Here is a 19,523-nt window from a genome sequence, read left to right on the forward strand (position 1 = left end):
TAAAGTTATAAGATAAGGAGAATACGTTATGAGCAAAATTCAGATGACAACCCCACTTGTAGAGATGGACGGCGATGAGATGACACGCATCCTCTGGCAGATGATTAAGGACGAGCTTCTTCTTCCTTTCATCGATTTAAAGACTGAGTACTATGACCTTGGTCTTGAGCACAGAAACGAGACAGATGATAAGGTTACTGTTGAGTCTGCTGAGGCTACAAAGAAGTATGGAGTTGCTGTTAAGTGTGCCACAATCACTCCTAACGCAGCACGTATGACTGAGTACAACCTTAAGGAAATGTGGAAGAGTCCTAATGGCACTATCCGTGCAATCCTTGATGGTACAGTATTCCGTGCTCCAATCGTTGTAAAGGGAATTGACCCAAATGTTAAGTCATGGAAGAAACCAATTACAATTGCCCGTCATGCTTATGGTGATGTTTATAAGAATACCGAGATGGTTATTCCTGCAGCTGGTAAGGTAGAGCTTGTTTACACATCTGAGGATGGCAAGGAAGAGCGTGCACTTGTTCATACCTTTAACGGACCAGGTGTAGTTCAGGGACAGCACAATCTTAACGATTCAATCGAAAGTTTTGCTCATAGCTGCTTTAAATATGCTTTAGATACAAAGCAGGATTTATGGTTTGCTACAAAGGATACTATTTCTAAGAAGTATGACCATACTTTTAAGGACGTATTCCAGGAGATTTTTGATAAGGAGTACAAGGCTGCCTTTGATGCTGCTGGTATCGAATACTTCTATACCCTTATTGATGATGCGGTTGCTCGTGTAATGAAATCTGAGGGCGGATTCATCTGGGCATGTAAGAACTATGATGGTGATGTTATGTCAGATATGATTTCATCTGCTTTTGGTTCACTTGCTATGATGACTTCTGTTCTTGTAAGCCCTGCTGGTTACTACGAGTACGAGGCTGCTCACGGAACAGTTCAGCGTCACTACTACAAGCATCTTAAGGGTGAGGAGACATCTACAAACTCTGTAGCTACAATTTTTGCATGGACAGGCGCTCTTAGAAAGCGCGGTGAGCTTGATAGTATACCAGAGCTTTCTGCATTTGCTGACAAGCTTGAGAAGGCTTGTATCAAGACTATCGAAGATGGAAAGATGACAAAGGATTTGGCTCTCATTACATCAATCGAGAACCCAGCAGTCCTTAATTCAAGGGATTTCATCATTGAAATTCGTAAAACTCTTGAATCTCTTTAAAATAGTCTGAAAACACAAGATTTAGTGTTTGTGTTTATTGACTTGCACAATATAGTCTATTATAATAGTCTCATACTTAAATGTATGGGGCTATTTTTTATGCTCCTTATGGAGAAAATGTATGGAAATGAATGTTAAGCTTCAGGTTTTTGAAGGTCCATTGGACTTATTACTTCACCTGATTGATAAGAATAAAGTTGATATTTATGACATCCCTATTGTTGAGATTACAGATCAATATATGGAGTATGTTCGTGCTATGGACAACAGCGACTTAGATGTTATGTCTGAGTTCCTGCTTATGGCTACCACACTTCTTGATATCAAGAGTCGTATGTTATTGCCACAGGAAGAGAAGACAGAAGAGGGTGAAGAGCCTGAGGATCCACGTGCAGAGCTTGTTCAGCAGCTGTTAGAGTACAAGATGTATAAGACTATCTCTTATCAGCTTAGAGACAGACAGATAGATGCAAGCCTTGTTTTCTACAAGGAACCTACTATTCCAGAGGAAGTTTTAAAGTATCAGCAGCCAGTTGATTTGGAAGAGCTTATGGCAGACCTTACACTTAACAAGCTTAATGATATTTTTCAACAGGTGCTTAAGCGTCAGGATAATAGGAGAGACCCAATCCGTTCTACATTTGGAAAGATAAAAAAGGAAGAGGTTTCTCTTGAACAGAAAATGGAATGGACTATCGCATTTGCGAAGGCACATAACACCTTCAGCTTTAGAAATCTTCTTGAAGCTGCACACTCAAAGACAGAGGTTATTGTTACCTTCCTTTGTATTTTAGAGATGATGAAGGCTGGTCAGATTAATATCACCCAGGAAGATACTTTCACTGATATTCTGATTGAATCCAGAATCGCAGCCTAATATCTACGGAGAGAATAATTATGGAATTAAAAGAGATTGAAAATATAGTTGAGGGCATTTTGTTTGCGATGGGAGGCACAGTTGAGGCTTCCAGAATAGCAAAGGCTCTTGAAATAGATGAAAAGCAGGTAGTGCAGGCTATTAATTCCCTTAAGGAAAAATATGCAGCTGACAAGCGTGGTATTACAATTACTGAGATTGATGGTGCATATCAGATGTGCACTAATCCTGAAATTTATGAATATCTTATTAGAATTGCAAAGCAGCCACGTAAATACGTACTTACAGATGTACTTCTTGAGACTCTTTCAATTATTGCTTATAAGCAGCCAATTACAAAATCAGAAATAGAAAAAATCAGAGGAGTATCCTGTGATTTCGCTGTTTCAAAGCTTGTAGAGTTTGGGCTTTGTACAGAGCTGGGACGTCTTGATGCACCAGGAAGACCAATGCTTTTTGGTACTACTGAAGAGTTTTTAAGATCCTTCGGAGTGAAATCTATTGATGAACTTCCAGAGCTTTCACAGACTCAGATTGAAGAGTTTAAAATCGAGGCTGAAAATGAAGCAAATAACGTAGAAGTTACAATATAAAAATAATAAAAAATCAAGTGAAATTCGACAAAAAACCACCCAAATTTTTGGGTGGTTTTTTATGACAATTTTTTAACGTATTTACGTTGAAAACAGAATTAAAATACACTATTATTAGACTTGCGAGAAATTTGAAATATTTTATATAAATGGAGGTATGAGATGGGTAATGATTTAAGTCAAGCTCAGGCTAGAATTAACGCATTACTTGATGATAACAGCTTTGTTGAGCTTCAGTCATTAGTAATGTCACGCAACACAGATTTTAACCTTGATGCAAAGAAAGAACCATCAGATGGAGTTATTATTGGTCATGGTCTTGTGGATGGCACATTAGTGTTCGTTTTTAGCCAGAATGCCGAGGTTTTGGGCGGTACAATTGGTGAGATGCATGCTAAGAAGATTCTGTCACTTTATGACATGGCACTTAAAGTTGGTGCTCCTGTCATCGGTTTTATCGATTGTGGTGGTGTTCGTCTTCAGGAGTCTTTTGATGCTCTTGAAGCTCTTGGTTCTGTAATCGAGCGAGCAGCTGATGTAAAGGGTGTTATTCCACAGCTTATGTGTGTAGCAGGAAATTGTGGTGGTGGACTTTCAGTTCTTCCTTCACTTGCTGATTTCACATTCATGGTTGATGGTGCTTCACTTTTCTATAACTCTCCAGATGCTATTAAGGGCAACAGAGCAGAAGAGTGCGATTCATCTTCAGCAGCATTCCAGTTCGAAGAGGCTGGTACAGTAGATATGCACGGATCTCTTTCAGAGGTTGTTGCATCTATGAGACAGGTTATCTCAATGATTCCTAACGACATTACAGAGGCTACAGATGATCTTAACAGAGCATCAGAAGGTCTTGAGTCTAAGGTAGGCGACGCAGCAGCAGTTGCTACAGAGCTTGCTGATAACAGAGAATTCATCGAGCTTAAGGCTGGTTTTGCCAAGGAAATGGTTACAGGTCTTATGAAGCTTGATGGAGTAACAATTGGTGTGGTAGGTAATAGAGAAGTTGACGGAGAGGCTTTCCTTTCTGCAACTGGTTGCGAGAAGGCAGCTGATTTTGTTGATCTTTGTGATATGTACGAAATCCCAGTTCTTTCTATTACTAATGTTGCTGCATTTAAATCTTGTGTATGCCAGGAGAAGCGTTTACCACGTGCTCTTGCACAGATGACACAGAGATTTGTTGATGCAAGCATTCCAAAGATTAATCTTATTACTAAGCAGGCTTATGGTAGTCCATATGTACTTATGAACTCTAAGTCACTTGGCGCAGATTTAGTATATGCTTTCGAGACAGCATCAGTTGGTGCTATGGAAGCTGCTAAGGCTGCTAGAATCTTAAGCGAAAATGGCACAGACGCAGCTGCTATTGAAAAGGATTATGCTCAGCTTCAGGATAGTGCACTTACAGCTGCAGCTCACGGTCACATTGACAGAATCGTTTCTACAGCAGATGCTAGAAAATACATTATTGCAGGATTTGAAATGTTCTTTTAAGAGCAGGAAGGTGAATTTATGAAAAAAAGAATTTTAGTAGTTTTCACTACCTTAATCCTTGCTCTTAGTCTTGTTGCCTGTGGCGGCAAGAAAGATAACACTTACGGAGGATACGATACAGAAGCTTACGACACTATCGCGAAGCTATACATGAATTACGCACTTAGCTTAGATGAGTCTGAGTACGAGCAGGCTACTGAATACTTTATGGCTAACGGACTTGGTCAGTATGGCGATGCAGTTAAAGAAGCTGGTCTTCCAAAGTTCTTATCTACAAGCTTTGTAGGTTTTGATAGTCTTATCGATAGCTACAAAGATATTAAGGATGTTAAGGTAGGAGATTTTGTTGATTTTGGTAAGGTTGAGGTTGAGAAGTCTGGTAAGACAATCACAGCCACAATGATTACTGATTTTACAGTTAGAGATTTAAAGACAACATTCGTTTACAACGCTAACGATGTTGATGCTGGTCCTACAGCAGTTGATATCGAGCCAGTTTACACATTAGGCGAGACAATGCAGAAGGCTGCTTTAAATACAGTAATGGGTATCCTTATTGTATTTGCAATGCTTGTTGTTATGTCTGGTGTAATCAAGTGCTTCGAGATTATTCCTAAGCTCGAGAAGAGAGCAAAGGAAAAGAAGGAAGAGCCACAGGCTGTTGCTGCTCCTGCAGCTACACCAGTTGCTACATCCGTAAAGAATGAAACAGATGATTTACAGCTTGTTGCTGTTATTGCTGCAGCAATCGCTGCAAGCACAGGAGCTTCTACAGATTCGTTTGTAGTACGTTCTATCAAGAAAAGATTTTAGACTTAGGAGGAAATTTCCATGAAAAATTATACAATCACTGTTAATGGAACAGTATACGATGTTACTGTAGAAGATAAGGGAGGCTCTGGCGTTTCTCCAGTTACTCCTGCAGCTGCTCCAAAGGCTGCTGCTCCAGCTCCAGTTGCTACAGGCGCTGCTGGTGGTGTTAAGATTGAGGCAGGTGCTGCTGGTAAGGTTGTTAAGATTGCAGCTGCTGCAGGTACTTCTGTAAAGAAGGGTGACCCTGTTGTTGTTCTTGAGGTTATGAAGATGGAAACACCTGTTGTTGCACCTCAGGATGGTACTGTTGCATCAATCAACTGCAACGAAGGTCAGCAGGTTGAGGCTGGCGCATTACTCGCAACTATGAACTAATAGGAGGATTACACATGAGTTACGTTGGAGAGACATTGTTAAACCTGGCTCATCAGACTGCATTTTTCAATCTGACCTGGGGAAACTTTGTCATGATAGCGGTTGCCTGTGTTTTCCTTTACCTTGCAATTAAAAAAGGATACGAACCACTTCTTTTATTACCAATCGCTTTTGGTATGTTGTTGGTAAACATTTATCCTGACATCATTGCATCTCCAGAGGAAACCTCCAATGGAGTAGGCGGCTTGCTTTATTATTTCTATACTTTAGATGAGTATTCAATTCTTCCATCACTTATTTTCATGGGTGTTGGAGCTATGACAGATTTCGGTCCACTTATTGCAAATCCAATCAGCTTCTGGCTTGGTGCTGCTGCACAGATTGGTATTTTCACAGCTTACCTTCTTGCAATCCTTCTTGGATTCTCAGATCAGGCAGCTGCTGCAGTATCTATCATCGGTGGTGCAGATGGACCTACATCTATTTTCCTTGCTGGTAAATTAGGACAATCAGCACTTATGGGACCAATCGCTGTTGCTGCATATTCATATATGTCTTTGGTTCCAATCATTCAGCCTCCAATTATGAAGGCACTTACAACAAAGGAAGAGCGTTCAATTAAGATGGCTCAGCTTCGTCCAGTTTCTAAGCTTGAGAAGATTCTCTTCCCAATCGTTGTTACTATTATTGTATGTTTGATTTTGCCTACAACAGCTCCACTTGTTGGTATGCTTATGCTTGGTAACCTTTTCAAGGAGTCTGGTGTTGTAAATCAGCTTACAGAGACTGCATCCAATGCTCTTATGTACATCGTAGTTATTCTTCTTGGTACATCAGTAGGTGCTTCTACATCTGCTGAGGCATTCTTAAATGCAGCTACACTCAAGATCGTAGTTCTTGGTCTTGTTGCTTTCGTATTCGGTACAGCAGCTGGTGTATTATTTGGTAAGCTTCTTTGCCACGTTACTGGTGGTAAGATTAATCCACTTATCGGTTCAGCTGGTGTTTCTGCTGTTCCTATGGCAGCACGTGTTTCACAAAAGGTCGGTGCAGAAGAGGATCCTACAAACTTCCTTCTTATGCATGCTATGGGACCAAACGTTGCTGGTGTTATCGGAACTGCCGTTGCAGCCGGTGTATTCATGGCAATATTTGGTGTGTAATATTGCACTTCTTCAATTAGTAAACTAGGAGGATAAAATAAATGGCAGATATTAGTCCAAAGCCAGTTAAAATAACTGAGACAATACTTAGAGATGCACATCAGTCTCTTATTGCAACTCGTATGCCTACCTCTATGATGCTTCCTATCGTAGATAAGATGGATAAGGTTGGTTACAACGCAGTAGAGTGCTGGGGTGGTGCTACATTTGATGCTTCACTTCGTTTCCTTAAGGAAGATCCTTGGGAGAGACTTAGAAAGCTTCGTGATGGCTTCAAGAACACAAAGCTTCAGATGCTTTTCAGAGGCCAGAACATTTTAGGATACAGCCAGTATCCAGATGATGTTGTTGAGTACTTCGTTCAGAAGTCAATTGCAAATGGTATCGATATCATTCGTATTTTCGACTGTCTCAACGATATCAGAAACCTTCAGACAGCTGTAAAGGCTACAAACAAGGAGAAGGGACACGCTCAGGTAGCTCTTTCTTATACACTTGGTGAGGCTTATACACTTGATTATTGGAAGGATATTGCAAAACGTATCGAGGATATGGGAGCAGATTCAATCTGTATCAAGGATATGGCAGGTCTTCTTGTTCCTGCTAAGGCCTATGAGCTTGTTTCAGCACTCAAGGAATCTACAACACTTCCTATCGAAATGCATACACACTACACATCTGGTGTAGCTTCAATGACATACATGAAGGCTGTAGAGGCTGGTGCTGATATTATCGACTGTGCTATGTCACCATTCGCACTTGGTACATCACAGCCTGCAACTGAAGTTATGGCAGCTGCTTTCGAAGGCACACCATATGCTACAGGCTTTGATCAGGAGCTTCTTTCAGAAATCGCTGATTACTTCAGACCATACAGAGAGGAGTGCATCGAGAGTGGACTTATGTCTACAAAGGTACTTGGTGTTAACATCAATACACTTCGTTATCAGGTTCCTGGCGGTATGCTTTCAAACCTTATCAGCCAGTTAAAGGAGCAGGGTAAGGAAGATAAGCTTCGTGAGGTTCTTGAGGAAGTACCACGTGTACGTAAGGATCTTGGTGAGCCACCACTTGTTACTCCTTCATCTCAGATCGTTGGTACACAGGCTGTATTCAACGTACTTATGGGTGAGAGATACAAGGTAGTAACAGAGCAGACTAAGGATATCTTGCTTGGTAAGTACGGTCAGACAGTTAAGCCTTTCAATCCAGAGGTTGTTGAGAAAGCACTTGGTGCTGATAAGGATAAGGCAATTACTTGTCGTCCAGCAGATTTGATTGAGCCAGGTCTTGCTAAGTTTGAGGAGGAATGCAAGCAGTGGAAGCAGCAGGATGAGGATGTCCTCACATATGCACTTTTCCCTAAGGTTGCAACAGAGTTCTTCCAGTATCGTGAAGCTCAGCAGACAAAGGTTGATCCTGCAAAAGCAGATAAGGAAAATAAAGCTTATCCAGTTTAATTAAAGCTATTTTGAGTAATGCAAGATTTCTTGCATTACTCTTTTTTTTACTCTATAATTAACTTCTAATGGAGTATTTTGCATTTATAAAGGGTGAGATATGGCTACAACAACAGATTTAATTTCAAAAATTAATGAAAAATATGGAAGAATGTCAAAAGGACAAAAGCTTTTGGCAAATTACATCATAGATAATTACGATAAGGCGGTATTCCTTACTGCAGCAAAGCTTGGAGAAATTATTGGTATTTCTGAGTCTACTGTAGTTAGATTTGCTTCATTCATTGGGTACAGTGGCTATCCTGAATTCCAGCAGGCATTAGAGGCTATGGTTAGAAGTAAGCTCAATACCACTGACAGAGTAGAGATTACAAAGGGTGGAATCGAACAAAATGGAGTCCTTCGTGAGGTGCTTTCTTCTGATGCATTGAAGATTAAAAACACCATGGAATCCATGGATGAGGCTGCATTTTACAATGCAGTTGAGACTTTGCTTAAAGCAAGAAGAATATATGTAGTTGGCATTCGTTCCTGTGCTCCACTTGCATCATTTTTATCATTTTATTTAAATCTTATTTTTGATAATGTAGTTAATCTTCAGACATCATCTGCATCAGAACTGTTTGAGCAGATGATTCATATTGGTGAGGAGGACTGTATTATAGGAATATCTTTCCCTAGATATTCTATGCGTACTTTAAAGGCATTGGAGTTTGCAAATAACCGACAGGCTAATGTAATTACGATTACAGATTCTATACATTCGCCTATGAACCTTTACAGCTCCTGCAATCTTATAGCAGAAAGTGATATGCATTCAGTTGTTGATTCGCTGGTTGCACCATTGTCTGTTATTAATGCTCTTATTGTTGAGCTTTGTAATCGCCGACAGGCTCAGGTGGCAGACACTCTTGAAATGGTTGAGAATGTCTGGAATGAATATCAGTTTTATGAGAATGATGAAATTGATATGGTTGATGATTCTATAAAAATGTTCTATCCAGGAGAATCTTAATGGCAAATGTTATTGTTATTGGCGGTGGCGCTGCAGGAATGATGGCGGCGTATGCTGCGGGGATGTGTGGGCATACAGTCACACTTCTTGAAAAAAACGAGAAATTAGGTAAGAAGATTTATATTACAGGAAAGGGTAGATGTAATTTTACTAATGCTTGTGATATAGAGGATTTCTTTAAGAATATAGTTAGTAATCCAAAGTTTCTATATAGCTCGTTATATACCTTTGGTCCAGAATCTATGATAGATTTCATTGAGATGAATGGTACACCTACAAAGGTAGAGAGAGGAAACAGGGCATTTCCAGTTTCTGATCATGCCAGCGATATTACTAAGGCTTTGGAAAAAGCGCTTAAGGAATATGGAGTAAAAGTAAAGCTTCATACCGAAGTACAGGATATTATTATTGATAAGGATACTGTGACAGGTGTCCTTTTAAAGGATGGTACTAAGATGGACTGCGACCACGTGGTGGTAGCAACTGGTGGTTTATCTTACAGAACTACAGGCTCCACTGGTGATGGTTTAAAATGGGCGAAAAAGGCAGGGCTTAATGTTACAGAAACAAGACCAGCTCTTGTTCCTTTGAATACAAAAGAAGCGTATATTCCTACTATGCAGGGACTTGCCCTTAAAAATGTTAATCTTACAATTTTTGATGAAAAGAAAAAGCTTTATGACAGCTTTGGCGAAATGCTGTTTACTCATTTTGGAGTAAGTGGTCCTTTGGTTTTATCTGCCAGCTCTATAATAGGAAAAACTCTTCAAAAGAAGGGCAGTCTAAAAGCTGTTGTTGATTTAAAGCCAGCTCTTTCAAGAGAGGAGCTTGAAAACAGAATTTTAAGAGATTTCAATGAAAACATGAATAAGCACTTGAGCTCTGTGCTTAGAGGGTTACTTCCAAGTTCCATGGTTCCTGTTTTTATTGAGATTATGGATTTTGATGACAGTCGTCAAATCAATTCTGTCACAAAGGAAGAGAGAGGTCAGCTTCTTGATTTGCTCAAGGCTTTTCCATTCACAATATCAGGGCTTCGAGATTACAATGAAGCCATTGTGACACAGGGTGGAGTTTCTGTGAAAGATATTGACCCATCTACCTTAAAATGTAAAAATATAAATGGTCTTTCCTTCGTTGGAGAGGTGCTTGATTTAGATGCCTTTACAGGAGGCTTTAATTTACAAATTGCCTGGTCTACTGGTTATTTGGCCGGGTTATCAATATAAGATTTTGGAGGATAATTTATTATGGCAATGAATGTTGCAATTGACGGACCAGCTGGTGCTGGCAAATCTACAATAGCTAAGGCTATTGCAAAGAAGTTAGGATATGTTTATGTAGACACTGGAGCTATGTATAGAGCTATGGCTTTATTCTTCCTTCGTTCTAATATCGCAAAGGATGATGAGGCAAAGATTTCTTCAGTGGTTGATGATATTAACGTTTCTATTAAATATGAAGATGGCGCTCAGCACGTAATTCTTAATGGAGAGGATGTTACAGGTCTCATTCGTACAGAAGAGGTTGGAAACATGGCCAGCGCTACATCTGTTTACGGACCAGTAAGAACAAAGCTTGTTGCATTACAGCAGGAGCTTGCTAAGACTACAGATGTTATCATGGATGGACGTGATATCGGTACAGTAGTTCTTCCTAATGCAGATGTTAAGGTTTTCCTTACAGCTTCAGTAGAGTGCAGAGCTAAGAGACGTTATGACGAGCTTGTAGCTAAGGGATTAGAAGCAGACTTTGATCAGATTGCAAAGGATATTGAGGAACGTGATTATCGTGATAGTCACAGAGAAATCAGCCCACTTAAGCAGGCAGATGATGCATCTTTAGTAGACAGCTCAAATATGACTATTGATGAGGTTGTTGAAGCAATTATTAATTTATGTAATAAATAGAGGTAATTTATGAAAGTTACTTTAGCCAAGTCAGCAGGCTTCTGCTTCGGAGTTCAGCGAGCAGTAGATGTTGTAGAAAAACAAATCAGTGAAGGTGCTGCACCTTTATATACTTATGGCCCAATTATTCATAATGAAGAAGTTGTTAAGGGCTTTGAGGCAAATGGTGTAAAGGTAATGGAGGAGGATTCTAACGAAGTTTATCCTGCAGGTACAGTTATCATTCGCTCTCATGGTGTTACCAGAGCTGTGGAAGAAGATTTAAAAGCAAAGGGTCATACAATTATTGATGCAACATGTCCTTTTGTTAAAAAGATTCATAGAGCAGTGGACGAGCACTCGAAAAATGGTGAGCATATTGTCATCATCGGAAACCCAGATCATCCTGAGGTTAGAGGGATTGTAGGCTGGATTAACGGCGAAGATTACACTGTAATCCCTGATGAAAAGGCGGCTTTGGATTTTTCAGTTAATACTCATGCGAGTATTTGTATTGTGTCGCAAACCACCTTCAATCATAATAAATTTCAAGAATTAGTTGAAATTATAAAGCAAAAAGGTTATCATATTATTGTTTTGAATACAATATGCGATGCGACTAATAAGCGACAGGTTGAAGCGGCTGAAATCGCTTCCAAAGTAAATGCTATGATAGTCATTGGAAGTAAGAATTCTTCTAACACGCAGAAATTGTATGAGATATGCAAAACAAAATGCAACGATACTTACTATATACAGACAGCTGATGATTTGCAGCTTTCTGGCCTTAGTTCCATTGAAAGTGTAGGTATTACAGCAGGGGCTTCCACCCCAAACAATATTATCGAGGAGGTTCAAAAGAAATGTCAGAAATGAGTTTTGAACAAATGCTAGAGGAATCATTTAAAACTATACACAATGGAGAGGTCGTAGACGGTACTGTTATCAGTGTTAAGCCTGATGAAATCGTTTTAAATATCGGTTACAAGTCAGATGGTATTATTACACGTTCTGAGTACACCAACGAGTCAAACGTAGATCTTACTACAGTTGTTAAGGTTGGCGACCCACTTTCAGCTATTGTTGTAAAGGTAAATGATGGCGAGGGCCAGGTTCTCTTATCTTACAAGAGACTTGTTCAGGAAAAGGGTAATGAGAGATTAGCAGAGGCATTTGAGAACGGTGAAGTTCTTACAGCTACTGTTGATAAGGTTCTTAAGGGTGGCCTTACAGTTGTTGTTGACGAAGCTAGAGTATTTATCCCAGCTTCATTCGTATCAGACGTATATGAGAAGGATCTTGGAAAGTACCAGGGTCAGGAAATTAGCTTTATTATTACAGAGTTCGATCCAAAGCGTCGTAGAATCATTGGTAACAGAAAGACACTTCTTGTTGCTGATAGAGCAAAGGCTCAGGAAGAGCTTATGTCTAAGATTGCTGTTGGACAGGAATTCGAAGGAACAGTTAAGAACGTTAAGGACTTTGGTGCATTCATCGATTTAGGTGGTGCTGATGGTCTTCTTCACATCTCAGAGATGAGCTGGGGTCGTGTAGAGAATCCTACAAAGACACTTAATGTTGGAGATACAATTAAGGTATTTGTTAAGGAAATCAAGGACGGCAAGATTGCACTTTCTTGCAAGTTTGATAATGAGAACCCATGGAATGGTGCTGCAGATAAGTACGCTGTAGGCTCTGTTGTTAAGGGTAAGGTTGTTCGTATGAAGGACTTCGGTGCTTTCGTAGAGCTTGCACCTGGTATTGATGCACTCCTTCACGTTTCTCAGATTTCTAAGGATCGTATTGAGAAGCCTTCTGATGTACTTTCAATCGGACAGGATATCGAGGCAAAGGTTGTTGAGTTCAACGATGACGAGAAGAAGATTAGCCTTTCAATGAAGGCGCTTCTTGAGCCAGAGACAGCTGAGGCTGACGAGGCTGAGGTTGCTGATGTTAACATCGAAGAAGTAGCTGCTTCAGAGGAATAAAATTGATTATTATAAGGCCTGGATTAGTTCCAGGTCTTATTTTTTATTTCTTCGTAGAAATATAACAATAAATACACAAATAATCAGTATAATGAATCTATTCAAAGTGGTGATGTATATCTTTGATTAGCAATCTTTACGATTAAGGAGTGTTATATGGATAATTACGAAGGATTCAAGAAAGAAGTACATGATTTGACAAAGATAGACCTTAGCTCTTACAAGGAGAAGCAGATGCGCCGTCGTATCGATTCACTTGTAACAAAGCATAAGTGCAAGGAATATCATGAATATGTAATGCTACTTAAAAATGACAAGGAAGTCTTTGACGAATTTGTAAATTTCCTGACAATAAATGTATCTGAGTTTTACAGAAACCCGGAGCAATGGGAGCTTATGAGCAAGGAATTTATTCCAGAGCTTATGAAAAAGTCAGGACAGAACCTTAAAATTTGGAGTGCTGCCTGTTCTACAGGTGATGAGCCATACTCTTTAGTAATGTGTCTGTCACAACATATACCTCTTAATAAGATTAAGATTTTTGCTACTGATTTGGATAAACAGGTTATTGCAACCGCAAAGGTAGGACTTTACAGTGCCAAGAGTATTGCTAATGTACCAGCTGATTTGAAGAAGAAATTCTTTACACAGGTTGGAAGTTCTTATCAGATTAGTGATGAAGTAAAAAAATGTGTAGAGTTTAAGGAACATAATCTTTTAAGAGATGCTTATCCTACAAACTACGATATGATTGTATGTCGAAATGTATTGATTTACTTTACTGATGAGGCTAAAACAGAGGTTTATGACAAGTTCTGCAAATCCCTTAGAACAGGTGGAATCCTTTTCATTGGATCTACAGAACAAGTAATAGACTACAAAGAACTTGGATATAAGAGAAGATATTCCTTCTATTACGAGAAAGTATAATAAATTTACAAAACATCCAGTTACGCCGACAATCCTGAATTTTACTCCGCTCAGATGAAGAAAGCTTCGCTTGAGTAAAACTCAGAGATTGTCGACTACTGGATGTTTTTTTAATGCTTTAACATATATCTGGTAATTTTCAGCAAGATATCTTCTCTTATATCCTCTACGGAAATAAAGGATTCCTTGGATTCGTAGGTTTCCCGGAAGGTGCGGGTGCTTCCAACATCTATACCCTTTGGTAAAGATAAAAATGTTCCCTCCGCAGCAACCTTACAGTCTCTTTTCTGAGCTGGTCTGCGACAGTTCTTGTCGATGCTTTCACCAATAGACCTTGGAACAATTATATCTTCGTTAATGAGATAGTAATAGTTCCTGTGGTCTGGCAGGAAGGTAAAAAGCGAACCATTAAATAGATTTAATGTAACGTAAATACGGTTACCTTTTATTATATACATTCCGTATTCACGAATTTTATTGATGGAGTTAGGCAGATTAATAGAGGTTTCCATTTCAAATCTCAACTTATTTCCATCACTTTCCTGACTAACATATCGTATATCCGAATTAAGTAAATCCGCATATGCCATAATATCTGAAATATATATCATGCCTTTTATATCTTCATAATTATGGAGCAAAATCAGGTCTTTTGATTCCTTATCGCCCATAAGTGAATAGTGCTGATACACTGGGATTAATTCGCCACCGTTATATTTGTCATCTCGGTGTAAACCTAAGAATTCTTCTATAGTTTTTTGCTTATAATTTGGTAAATCTAAAAGACATTTTGCCTTTGTAGTTGTAAGATACATATCTATATGTTTCTTAGCTTTAATCTTCGTGTTGAGCTTATATTTTCTACATCTTTCTACGATAAATGCTTCATCAAATCTTGTAGAATTAAAGCCCAGTAAGGTGGTGTAGCAATCCAGTACTTCTTCAAACTTTGTTAATACATCTATTTCTTCAGCTTCATTGTTTGCTAAAAGCTGTGTGATAGTTATTTTATTTCCAAGTCTTACCGCATATCCGATAAGGTAAATGAAGGATTTTCTAGGAGAAAGTCCTGTACATTCTATATCGAAAAATACTGTGTTCTCATCGAAATATTTATCTAAAGAGTAGCTGATATTATCTATGTCATAGCTATATTCTATAATTTCCATATAAAGCGTCCTTTTTATTATGATTTGCACAAACAACACAACTACTTTACCATTTTTGTACTTAAAAATATACAAAATAAATGATAATAATTATCTTTTGTTTCCAGCAAAATGATACAATTTAGTTAAGTGTTATGAAACAAATTTTCAAAAGAGGGGTAAAGTACATGGGCCTTAAGACATTCAAAGGTGGTGTTCATCCTTATGACGGCAAGGAACTTTCAAAGGAAAAGCCTATCAAGGATTTAGTGCCACAGGGAGAAATGGTTTATCCATTGTCACAACACATTGGTGCGCCAGCAGTAGCCTGCGTTGCAGTGGGCGATACTGTACTTAGAGGTCAGAAGATTGCTGATGCGGGTGGTTTTGTTTCTGCACCTATTTATTCTTCTGTATCAGGCAAGATAAAAGCGATTGAGCCTAGGCGAGTACCTACTGGAGACATGGTAAACTCCATCGTAATTGAAAGCGATGGAAAATTCATTGAGAAAGGCTTTGAAGGTTGTGATGACTATACAAAGCTTTCTAAAGAGGAACTCATTAAGAAGATTCAGGACGCTGGAATTGTTGGTATGGGTGGAGCGGGATTTCCTACTCACGTAAAGCTTTCTCCAAACAATCCAGAAAAAATTGAGTTCATCATTGCAAACTGTGCAGAATGTGAGCCATATCTTACATCTGATTACAGATCAATGGTTGAAGAGCCTGAAAAACTCATTACAGGAATGAAGATTATTCTTCAGCTGTTTCCAAAAGCAAAGGGACTTCTTGGAATAGAAGATAATAAGAATGATGTTATCGAATCTTTGTCAAAGCTCTGTGAAAAAGAACCTCGTCTCGAGGTAGTTCCACTTATGACAAAATATCCTCAGGGTGGTGAGCGTCAGCTTATCAAAGCCTGCACGGGTAGAGAGATAAATTCAAAGAAGCTTCCTGCTGATGCAGGTTGTATCGTTGATAATGTTGCCACTATCAATGCTGTATACACAGCAGTAGTAGAGGGCAAGCCTGTTATGGATAGAATTTTCACTATCACAGGTGATGCAATCATGGAACCACGTAACTTCCGTATCTGCATTGGTACAAGCTACAAGGAAATACTTGAAGCTGCAGAAGGATATGTTCGTGAGCCACAAAAGCTTATTTCAGGTGGTCCAATGATGGGCTTTGCTCTTATGGATGTTGATGTACCTACTACAAAAACATCGGGAGCTCTTGTTGCATTATCTGAGGATGAAGTTTCTAAGTTCGAGACTACTGCATGCATTAATTGCGGCAGATGTGTAGAAGCTTGTCCTGAAAATCTTATTCCTTCTCGTCTTTCTAAGTTTTCTGATCATGGTGATAAGGAACAGTTTGAAAAGTGGTATGGTCTTGAGTGTATCGAATGTGGTAGCTGCAGTTTTGTATGTCCAGCTCGCCAGCCTTTAGCTCAAGCAATAAAGACCATGAAGAAGATGGTTCTGGCAGATAAGAGAAAAAAGTAGAAAGGAAAGGCAAAACATGAGCAATTTATATAAGGTTTCTTCATCTCCACATGTTAGAGCCAAAGACGATACAAGCCGTATCATGCTTTATGTAATCCTTGCCCTTATGCCAACAACGATTTTTGGTATTATAAATTTTGGCCTTAGAGCATTATTACTAGTTGCAGTATGTATTCTAACATGTGTACTTTCAGAATTTTTATTTGAAAAGGCAGTTGGTAAAAAGAGCACCATCAAGGATTTGAGTGCTGCAGTTACTGGCCTTTTACTTGCACTTAATTTACCAAGCACACTTCCTGTTTGGCAGGCAGTAGTTGGTTCCGTATTTGCGATAGTTGTAGTTAAAATGCTGTTTGGTGGTCTGGGACAGAACTTTATGAATCCAGCACTTGGTGGTAGAGCATTCCTTGTTATTTCTTTTGCCGCTACAATGACACATTTTGAGTATGACGGTGTCGCAGGAGCTACACCTCTTGCATGTCTCAAAAATGGCGAGTTGGTTAATACGCTTGATATGCTTATTGGTCGTACAGGTGGTACTATCGGTGAGACAAGTGCTCTTTGTATTTTAATTGGAGCTATTATCCTTATTCTTTTAGGAGTAATTGATTTAACAATTCCTGGTGTTTACATTTTAAGTTTTGTTGTATTCATCGTTTTATTTGGTGGTCATGGTTTTGACACTACATACATTGTTGCACACCTTTGTGGTGGTGGACTTATGCTTGGTGCCTTCTTCATGGCAACAGATTATGTAACCTCACCAATTACACCTATGGGTAAGGTGATATTTGGTATATGCCTTGGTGTTCTTACCGGATTGTTCAGAATTTTTGGTAACAGTGCAGAAGGAGTCAGCTTCGCGATTATCTTTAGCAACCTTCTTGTTCCTCTTATCGAAAGAGTTACTGTTCCAAGAGCTTTCGGCATTGAACGTGAGAGAAAACCAAAGGAGGTGAAGGCTAATGAATAAATTAGTTAAAGATGCTTTGGTTCTTACAGGTATTACTGTTGTTGCAGGCTTTGCACTTGGTTTGGTTTATGAAATAACAAAAGCACCTATAGCAAAAGCTCAGGAGGATGCCCTTACAAAGGCATATCAGACAGTTTATTCTACTGCTGAGGCCTATGAGCCTTTAGAGGGATTCGATTCTGAAAAGGCTACTGAGATAGTGCATGAAGCAGGCTATACTGATGATACAATTGATAATTGTGTAACAGCCTGGGACGTTAATGGTAATCAGGTTGGATACATTATCACTGTTACCTCATCAGCAGGATATGGCGGAAAAATCACCTTCTCTATGGGTATTACCAATGAAAGTGTGATTAATGGATATTCTATTACAAGTATTTCTGAGACCGCTGGTCTTGGTATGAAAGCCAGAGATACTGGCGATGGTACTTTCTCTTCACAGTTTGTGGATAGAAAAGCAGAGATATTTACAGTTACAAAAAATGGTGCATCTAAATCTTCTGAGGTTGATGCCATTTCTGCAGCTACAATTACTTCAAAGGCTGTAACAAATGGTGTAAATGCAGGTGTTACCTACTTCAATTATTTGGTAGGAGGTGCAGCAAATGAATAAGTATCTTGAAAGATTATATAACGGACTTTGGAAAGAAAATCCTACCTTCGTTTTGATGTTGGGTATGTGTCCAACACTTGCTGTTACCACATCAGCTATCAATGGTATCGGTATGGGTCTTTCTACAACTGTTGTACTTGTACTATCAAATATGATGATTTCTGCTCTTAGAAATCTCATACCTGACAGAGTAAGAATGCCAGCCTTCATCGTTGTTGTTGCATCCTTCGTTACAATCGTACAGTTCTTAATGGAAGGCTTTACCCCTTCATTATATGAATCACTTGGAATCTATATTCCACTTATTGTAGTTAACTGCATTATCTTAGGACGTGCTGAGAGCTACGCATCAAAGAATCCTGTTATACCATCTATGTTTGATGGCATTGGTATGGGACTTGGTTTTACTGTTGGACTTACCCTTATCGGTATGGTTCGTGAAATCTTAGGTAATGGATCATTCTTTGGAAATAATATTGCAGCCTTGAATGATTATCACATTACTTTGTTTGGTTTGGCTCCTGGAGCATTTTTTGTACTTGGTTTCCTTGTTGCGATAATGAATATTATTCGTAAAAGAATGGAAGCAAAAGGCAAGCCACTGCCAGCTGTTCAGGGATGCTTTGCTGGTGACTGTTCTGGATGTTCACTTTCAAGTGCATGCACTGGAAAGTCATTAGTTCATCATGTAGAAGAGCTTCCACCTGTTAATCCTAAGGATGTGGCAAAGCCACAGATGGTTAAGCAGGAGGTAAAGCATACTGCAAATGCTAAGAATGTTGAAGATGTAGAAAAATCAGGATCTGATTCTTCTTATGCAGATGATATTGAAGGAAAGGGGGAGGATAAATAATGAGCTATTTTACAGGTTTAGTTCTATTATTGGTTGCATCAGCAATCGTAAATAATGTTGTTCTTTCTCAGTTCCTTGGACTTTGCCCATTCCTTGGTGTTTCTAAAAGAGTAGAGACAGCAGCCGGCATGGGAGGAGCAGTTATATTCGTAATTACGATAGCGTCTTTTGTTGCTTCGCTTATTTACAAATTTATTCTTGCTCCTACTGGATTTGAATACATGCAGACAATTGTATTCATCCTTGTAATTGCTGCACTGGTTCAGTTTGTAGAGATGGTTTTGAAGAAGAATGTGCCATCACTTTATAATTCACTTGGTGTATATCTTCCTTTGATTACTACAAACTGCGCTGTTCTTGGCACAGCCATCAATAACGTAACTAACAACTACGATATTCTCGAATCAGTTATAAATGGTTTCGGTGTTGCTGTTGGTTTTACAATTGCCATCGTAATCATGGCTGGTATTCGTGAGAAAATTGAATACAACGATATTCCAGAGACTTTCAAGGGCTCAGCTATAGTTCTTTTAACAGCAGGACTTATGGCAATGGCATTCCTTGGATTCTCAGGAGTAATATAAGGAGGGC

General features: G+C 39.1%; 20 protein-coding genes. 19 read left to right on the forward strand and 1 reads right to left on the reverse strand.

Going from position 1 to position 19,523, the window contains the following annotated elements; genetic code table 11:
* Nucleotides 1–28 precede the first annotated feature (28 nt).
* The 14 genes from BMZ41_RS00540 to BMZ41_RS00605 all read left to right on the forward strand — a co-directional run bounded on the left by BMZ41_RS00540 (nucleotide 29) and on the right by BMZ41_RS00605 (nucleotide 13,834).
* The gene (locus BMZ41_RS00540) at nucleotides 29–1,234 is read left to right on the forward strand and encodes an NADP-dependent isocitrate dehydrogenase (RefSeq protein WP_090526350.1); all 1,206 of its coding nucleotides are present in this window, start codon (nucleotides 29–31) and stop codon (nucleotides 1,232–1,234) included.
* A gap of 121 nt (nucleotides 1,235–1,355) precedes the next feature.
* On the forward strand, nucleotides 1,356–2,111 hold the full coding sequence (locus BMZ41_RS00545; protein ID WP_090166612.1) for a segregation and condensation protein A: 756 nt from the start codon (nucleotides 1,356–1,358) through the stop codon (nucleotides 2,109–2,111).
* Nucleotides 2,112–2,131: 20 nt separating this feature from the next.
* Nucleotides 2,132–2,704, forward strand: a complete 573-nt coding sequence (scpB, locus tag BMZ41_RS00550; protein WP_090166610.1) for an SMC-Scp complex subunit ScpB — start codon at nucleotides 2,132–2,134, stop codon at nucleotides 2,702–2,704.
* 162 nt (nucleotides 2,705–2,866) lie between these two features.
* The gene (locus BMZ41_RS00555) at nucleotides 2,867–4,201 is read left to right on the forward strand and encodes a carboxyl transferase domain-containing protein (protein WP_090166608.1); all 1,335 of its coding nucleotides are present in this window, start codon (nucleotides 2,867–2,869) and stop codon (nucleotides 4,199–4,201) included.
* 18 nt (nucleotides 4,202–4,219) lie between these two features.
* The gene (locus BMZ41_RS00560) at nucleotides 4,220–5,014 is read left to right on the forward strand and encodes an OadG family transporter subunit (protein ID WP_090526352.1); all 795 of its coding nucleotides are present in this window, start codon (nucleotides 4,220–4,222) and stop codon (nucleotides 5,012–5,014) included.
* An 18-nt stretch (nucleotides 5,015–5,032) separates the two neighbouring features.
* On the forward strand, nucleotides 5,033–5,389 hold the full coding sequence (locus tag BMZ41_RS00565; protein ID WP_090166604.1) for a biotin/lipoyl-containing protein: 357 nt from the start codon (nucleotides 5,033–5,035) through the stop codon (nucleotides 5,387–5,389).
* Between the two features lie 14 nt (nucleotides 5,390–5,403).
* Entirely contained in the window at nucleotides 5,404–6,552 is a 1,149-nt protein-coding gene (locus tag BMZ41_RS00570) for a sodium ion-translocating decarboxylase subunit beta (protein WP_090166602.1), read from the forward strand.
* A gap of 41 nt (nucleotides 6,553–6,593) precedes the next feature.
* Nucleotides 6,594–8,012: an oxaloacetate decarboxylase subunit alpha gene (locus tag BMZ41_RS00575; RefSeq protein ID WP_090526355.1), complete on the forward strand. Its 1,419-nt coding sequence runs from the start codon at nucleotides 6,594–6,596 to the stop codon at nucleotides 8,010–8,012.
* Nucleotides 8,013–8,112: 100 nt separating this feature from the next.
* Nucleotides 8,113–9,027, forward strand: coding sequence for a MurR/RpiR family transcriptional regulator (locus tag BMZ41_RS00580; protein ID WP_090166598.1), 915 nt, complete (start codon nucleotides 8,113–8,115; stop codon nucleotides 9,025–9,027).
* Nucleotides 9,027–10,256, forward strand: coding sequence for a BaiN/RdsA family NAD(P)/FAD-dependent oxidoreductase (locus BMZ41_RS00585; RefSeq protein ID WP_090166595.1), 1,230 nt, complete (start codon nucleotides 9,027–9,029; stop codon nucleotides 10,254–10,256). Before BMZ41_RS00580 ends, BMZ41_RS00585 begins: the two co-directional genes overlap by 1 nt.
* A 21-nt stretch (nucleotides 10,257–10,277) precedes the next feature.
* Nucleotides 10,278–10,937 (forward strand): (d)CMP kinase, encoded by a 660-nt coding sequence (gene cmk / locus BMZ41_RS00590; protein WP_330386124.1) that lies wholly within the window; start codon nucleotides 10,278–10,280, stop codon nucleotides 10,935–10,937.
* A gap of 9 nt (nucleotides 10,938–10,946) precedes the next feature.
* A complete protein-coding gene (ispH, locus tag BMZ41_RS00595) occupies nucleotides 10,947–11,792 on the forward strand; it encodes a 4-hydroxy-3-methylbut-2-enyl diphosphate reductase (protein ID WP_090526357.1) in 846 nt (281 codons plus the stop codon).
* Nucleotides 11,780–12,904, forward strand: coding sequence for a 30S ribosomal protein S1 (rpsA, locus tag BMZ41_RS00600; protein ID WP_090166589.1), 1,125 nt, complete (start codon nucleotides 11,780–11,782; stop codon nucleotides 12,902–12,904). The genes ispH and rpsA overlap by 13 nt, the downstream gene beginning before the upstream one ends.
* A 156-nt stretch (nucleotides 12,905–13,060) precedes the next feature.
* Nucleotides 13,061–13,834, forward strand: a complete 774-nt coding sequence (locus tag BMZ41_RS00605; protein WP_090166587.1) for a CheR family methyltransferase — start codon at nucleotides 13,061–13,063, stop codon at nucleotides 13,832–13,834.
* Nucleotides 13,835–13,944: 110 nt separating this feature from the next.
* Here BMZ41_RS00605 and BMZ41_RS00610 read toward each other — a convergent pair whose 3' ends face one another.
* Nucleotides 13,945–15,003, reverse strand: coding sequence for a ribonuclease H-like domain-containing protein (locus BMZ41_RS00610; protein ID WP_090526358.1), 1,059 nt, complete (start codon nucleotides 15,001–15,003; stop codon nucleotides 13,945–13,947).
* Between the two features lie 167 nt (nucleotides 15,004–15,170).
* On the opposite strand from BMZ41_RS00610, the gene rsxC reads away from it, so the two are divergent.
* The 5 genes from rsxC to rsxA are packed head-to-tail and all read left to right on the forward strand — an operon-like array spanning nucleotide 15,171 to nucleotide 19,516.
* Nucleotides 15,171–16,490 (forward strand): electron transport complex subunit RsxC, encoded by a 1,320-nt coding sequence (gene rsxC, locus BMZ41_RS00615; RefSeq protein WP_090526360.1) that lies wholly within the window; start codon nucleotides 15,171–15,173, stop codon nucleotides 16,488–16,490.
* Nucleotides 16,491–16,506: 16 nt separating this feature from the next.
* Nucleotides 16,507–17,463, forward strand: coding sequence for an RnfABCDGE type electron transport complex subunit D (locus BMZ41_RS00620; protein WP_090166581.1), 957 nt, complete (start codon nucleotides 16,507–16,509; stop codon nucleotides 17,461–17,463).
* Nucleotides 17,456–18,079, forward strand: a complete 624-nt coding sequence (locus BMZ41_RS00625; RefSeq protein WP_090166580.1) for an RnfABCDGE type electron transport complex subunit G — start codon at nucleotides 17,456–17,458, stop codon at nucleotides 18,077–18,079. Before BMZ41_RS00620 ends, BMZ41_RS00625 begins: the two co-directional genes overlap by 8 nt.
* Complete coding sequence (gene rsxE / locus BMZ41_RS00630; RefSeq protein WP_090166578.1) at nucleotides 18,072–18,932, forward strand: electron transport complex subunit RsxE; 861 nt, start codon at nucleotides 18,072–18,074, stop codon at nucleotides 18,930–18,932. The genes BMZ41_RS00625 and rsxE overlap by 8 nt, the downstream gene beginning before the upstream one ends.
* Entirely contained in the window at nucleotides 18,932–19,516 is a 585-nt protein-coding gene (gene rsxA, locus BMZ41_RS00635) for an electron transport complex subunit RsxA (RefSeq protein WP_090526362.1), read from the forward strand. Before rsxE ends, rsxA begins: the two co-directional genes overlap by 1 nt.
* Nucleotides 19,517–19,523: the final 7 nt, after the last annotated feature.

Source organism: Pseudobutyrivibrio sp. UC1225, from assembly GCF_900115215.1.
Lineage (GTDB): Bacteria > Bacillota > Clostridia > Lachnospirales > Lachnospiraceae > Pseudobutyrivibrio.

Excerpts from the sequence above, each read along its gene's own strand:
- BMZ41_RS00540 (WP_090526350.1), top strand. The coding sequence starts at position 29 with ATGAGCAAAATTCAGATGACAACCCCACTTGTAGAGATGGACGGCGAT.
- BMZ41_RS00545 (WP_090166612.1), top strand. The coding sequence starts at position 1,356 with ATGGAAATGAATGTTAAGCTTCAGGTTTTTGAAGGTCCATTGGACTTA.
- scpB (WP_090166610.1), top strand. The coding sequence starts at position 2,132 with ATGGAATTAAAAGAGATTGAAAATATAGTTGAGGGCATTTTGTTTGCG.
- BMZ41_RS00555 (WP_090166608.1), top strand. The coding sequence starts at position 2,867 with ATGGGTAATGATTTAAGTCAAGCTCAGGCTAGAATTAACGCATTACTT.
- BMZ41_RS00560 (WP_090526352.1), top strand. The coding sequence starts at position 4,220 with ATGAAAAAAAGAATTTTAGTAGTTTTCACTACCTTAATCCTTGCTCTT.
- BMZ41_RS00565 (WP_090166604.1), top strand. The coding sequence starts at position 5,033 with ATGAAAAATTATACAATCACTGTTAATGGAACAGTATACGATGTTACT.
- BMZ41_RS00570 (WP_090166602.1), top strand. The coding sequence starts at position 5,404 with ATGAGTTACGTTGGAGAGACATTGTTAAACCTGGCTCATCAGACTGCA.
- BMZ41_RS00575 (WP_090526355.1), top strand. The coding sequence starts at position 6,594 with ATGGCAGATATTAGTCCAAAGCCAGTTAAAATAACTGAGACAATACTT.
- BMZ41_RS00580 (WP_090166598.1), top strand. The coding sequence starts at position 8,113 with ATGGCTACAACAACAGATTTAATTTCAAAAATTAATGAAAAATATGGA.
- BMZ41_RS00585 (WP_090166595.1), top strand. The coding sequence starts at position 9,027 with ATGGCAAATGTTATTGTTATTGGCGGTGGCGCTGCAGGAATGATGGCG.
- cmk (WP_330386124.1), top strand. The coding sequence starts at position 10,278 with ATGGCAATGAATGTTGCAATTGACGGACCAGCTGGTGCTGGCAAATCT.
- ispH (WP_090526357.1), top strand. The coding sequence starts at position 10,947 with ATGAAAGTTACTTTAGCCAAGTCAGCAGGCTTCTGCTTCGGAGTTCAG.
- rpsA (WP_090166589.1), top strand. The coding sequence starts at position 11,780 with ATGTCAGAAATGAGTTTTGAACAAATGCTAGAGGAATCATTTAAAACT.
- BMZ41_RS00605 (WP_090166587.1), top strand. The coding sequence starts at position 13,061 with ATGGATAATTACGAAGGATTCAAGAAAGAAGTACATGATTTGACAAAG.
- BMZ41_RS00610 (WP_090526358.1), bottom strand. The coding sequence starts at position 15,003 with ATGGAAATTATAGAATATAGCTATGACATAGATAATATCAGCTACTCT.
- rsxC (WP_090526360.1), top strand. The coding sequence starts at position 15,171 with ATGGGCCTTAAGACATTCAAAGGTGGTGTTCATCCTTATGACGGCAAG.
- BMZ41_RS00620 (WP_090166581.1), top strand. The coding sequence starts at position 16,507 with ATGAGCAATTTATATAAGGTTTCTTCATCTCCACATGTTAGAGCCAAA.
- BMZ41_RS00625 (WP_090166580.1), top strand. The coding sequence starts at position 17,456 with ATGAATAAATTAGTTAAAGATGCTTTGGTTCTTACAGGTATTACTGTT.
- rsxE (WP_090166578.1), top strand. The coding sequence starts at position 18,072 with ATGAATAAGTATCTTGAAAGATTATATAACGGACTTTGGAAAGAAAAT.
- rsxA (WP_090526362.1), top strand. The coding sequence starts at position 18,932 with ATGAGCTATTTTACAGGTTTAGTTCTATTATTGGTTGCATCAGCAATC.